Raw genomic sequence first — 1,951 nt, forward strand, 5'->3', positions numbered from 1 at the left:
TATTAACCCCCACCCTCGACCTACTTTCCCGGGCGGTCTCCCGCCAAGTATCATCGGCGCTGCGGGGCTTAGCTTCCGGGTTCGGAATGTTACCGGGCGTTTCCCCCGCGCTATGGAGGGTGGGGAAGCTTTTATTTTAAGAGGAAGACTTTGCGCAGACACTCGATGACAAGAAAGTTTGGTTAAGACTCACGGGCTATTAGTACGGCTCGGCTCAACGCCTCGCGGCGCTTACACCTGCCGCCTATCAACCAGGTAGTCTCCCTGGGCCCTTCAGGGTCCCGACTAATCGGGACACGGGAGGCCTTATCTTGGGGGGTGCTTCGCGCTTAGATGCTTTCAGCGCTTATCACTATCGAGCATAGCTACCCAGCTGTGCCGCTGGCGCGACAGCTGGTACACCAGGGGCTCGCCCGTCCCGGTCCTCTCGTACTAGGGACAGACCCCCTCAAGCCTCCTACGCCCGCGCCAGATAGGGACCGAACTGTCTCACGACGTTCTGAACCCAGCTCACGTGCCGCTTTAATGGGCGAACAGCCCAACCCTTGGGACCTGATTCAGCCCCAGGATGCGACGAGCCGACATCGAGGTGCCAAACCGGGCCGTCGATGTGAACTCTCGGGCCCGATCAGCCTGTTATCCCCGGAGTACCTTTTATCCGTTAAGTGACACCCCTTCCACACGGGGGTGCCAGATCACTAAGCCCTGCTTTCGCACCTGCTCGACCTGTCGGTCTCGCAGTCAAGCCCCCTTATGCCTTTACACTCAACGCTCCATTTCCAACGGAGCTGAGGGGACCTTTGGGCGCCTCCGTTACCTTTTAGGAGGCAACCGCCCCAGTCAAACTGCCCGCCAGGCGCTGTCCCCCCGCCCGTACTTATAGGCGGCGGGTTAGAGCCCCGACATACCGAGGGTGGTATTTCAAGGGCGGCTCCACACCGACCGGAGTCGGTGCTTCACAGCCTCCCACCTATCCTACGCACGATATGCCAGAACCCAACACCAGACTGCAGTAAAGGTTCCGGGGTCTTTCCGTCCCGGCGCGGGTACGCGGTATCTTCACCGCGACTCCAATTTCGCCGAGCCCGTCCTCGAGACACTGGCCCAGTCGTTACGCCATTCGTGCGGGTCGGAACTTCACCTTTTCCCGATGTTTCCATCGGCGGTGGACTATCTCTTCACCTCACGAAGCAACCGTAGGAGTTCCTCCTTCCCATACCTCCGTTTCCCCGAGACATTCATACTGTATGCTAACTCTATTATATGTCTCAGGTACTCCGGATTCAGATGATGACTCCTTCTTACTAAATCGCATATCTCGACAAATTTCTCGAAGTCCTCAGCTTTACTGCCTCTCAGTGGGAATTTCCTGAAGTGGGGAATAATCCGCTTCCACAGGTCATCTATAGAGCGCACTTCGTATTTGTAAGTGCGGTCCTGCCTGCAAAACCGTATTCCGCCACATCCGAAAAACTCCCTCAGAGCCTTAATCAACTCCAGGTCCCGGCTGGCAAGACTCACCGAGAATGAAGGTCGAGTTTCTATTCCAACCTTCAGCCTGGCTCGCTTGTTAAAGGACACCGAAAAGCATCCTTCACCTTCCACCAGTCCGGTCACATACCACGGATGCATTTTCCCTCCGGGTTTAGAGTTATCAAGGAGGTCCTCCATAGTTGCTTCCCCCACAAAATGGGGTTATAAGTGAGGGGCCGGCGTATTCCCCGAAAAATATTTCGGGGCTCCCCTTTCGGGTCAGTCTCTACGGGGTCAACCTCGGTTAGGGACCGAGGCGACTTCCCTCGGGGTTACCCACTGCCAGCCCGCACTGACAGGAGGGCTTCCCCGATATAAGCCGGCTTTTGCACCATCCCTCGCGGGATGGAGGGGCAAGTTGTCCACTTACCCGACAAGGAATTTCGCTACCTTAGGACCGTTATAGTTACGGCCGCCG

The 1,951-nt window shown here is 56.9% G+C and carries 2 rRNA genes; both read right to left on the reverse strand.

The features are described 5' to 3' along the window. Positions 1–7: 7 nt before the first annotated feature. Positions 8–124 (reverse strand): 5S ribosomal RNA (gene rrf, locus J7J62_07410). Positions 125–178: 54 nt separating this feature from the next. Next, positions 179–1,951: ribosomal RNA gene (locus tag J7J62_07415) — 23S ribosomal RNA — on the reverse strand; the annotation flags it as partial.

It is taken from the genome of bacterium (assembly GCA_021159335.1).
Classification (GTDB): Bacteria; UBP14; UBA6098; order B30-G16; family B30-G16; genus JAGGRZ01.